Source organism: Candidatus Competibacter denitrificans Run_A_D11 (assembly GCF_001051235.1).
In the GTDB taxonomy this organism is placed as follows: domain Bacteria; phylum Pseudomonadota; class Gammaproteobacteria; order Competibacterales; family Competibacteraceae; genus Competibacter_A; species Competibacter_A denitrificans.
Genome location: NZ_CBTJ020000059.1, coordinates 1 through 995 on the forward strand (window position 1 = coordinate 1; position 995 = coordinate 995).

1 protein-coding gene is annotated in these 995 nt (G+C 58.7%); it reads left to right on the plus strand.

All coding sequences use genetic code 11. The features are described from left to right. Nucleotides 1–990 (plus strand): IS701 family transposase (locus BN873_RS12800; protein ID WP_374727163.1); only part of this gene is annotated, 990 nt, incomplete at its 5' end. Nucleotides 991–995: the final 5 nt, after the last annotated feature.

Below are 995 nucleotides of genomic sequence, written 5' to 3' on the forward strand. Positions count from 1 at the left end.
CCAGCGAAAGTGACCGATGAAGATTACATCCAGTTTTTGCTTGCGACGCCGAAGGTCTGCAGCGCGACGGAGGCGGCGCGGGTGCAACCGGAGGAGGCGAAGGCTCCCGCACATGATGCGTTTACCCGCCTCTTGCATCGGCCAGAGCCAGACGCCTTGACGCTGTGGCGGGAAGCGGCCCCGCAGGTGGAACGACAGGGAGGCGTGCTGGTGGTGGACGACTCGACGTTGGACAAGCCCTACGCGGAGAAGATCGCCCTGGTGCAACGACATTGGTCGGGCAAACACCACGCGGTGGTAGACGGGATTAACCTCATCACGTTGTTGTGGAGTGAGGGCGACCGCCATGTGCCGTTGGACTATCGGGTGTACGACAAAGCCCAGGATGCGCTGACCAAAAATGATCACTTTCGGGCGCTACTGGAAACGGCTCACGCGCGGGGCTTTGTGCCGGAATGTGTGCTTTTTGACAGCTGGTACAGCAGCTTAGAGAATCTCAAGCAGATTCGAGATTGGGGGTGGACGTGGCTGACTCGCCTGAAGGCCAACCGCCTCGTTAACCCGGATCGCACCGGATCGCGCCCGGTGGCCCAGGTCGAAACCGATGCTCACGGGACCCTCGTTCATCTGAAAGGGTATGGCCTCATCCGCCTGTTTCTGATCGTCGCCCCAGACGGCGACAGGGAATACTGGGCCACTAACGACCTGAAGATGACTGCGCTAACCCGCGTGCGCTTTGCCAGCTATGCCTGGACTATTGAGACCTATCATCGCGGGATCAAACAGTACTGTGGCGTCGAGCGTGCCCAGGTCCGCGCCGCCCGCGCTCAACGTAACCATATCCAATTGGCCCTGCGCGCTTTCTTACGTTTGGAATGGTATTGCTATCGTAAGGGCATCAGTTGGTTTGAAGCAAAACTCGCCATCATCCGCCCCGCCATCCGTACCTATCTGACTAACCCACTTTACATATTACCCTCAACTGCGTAACTCCT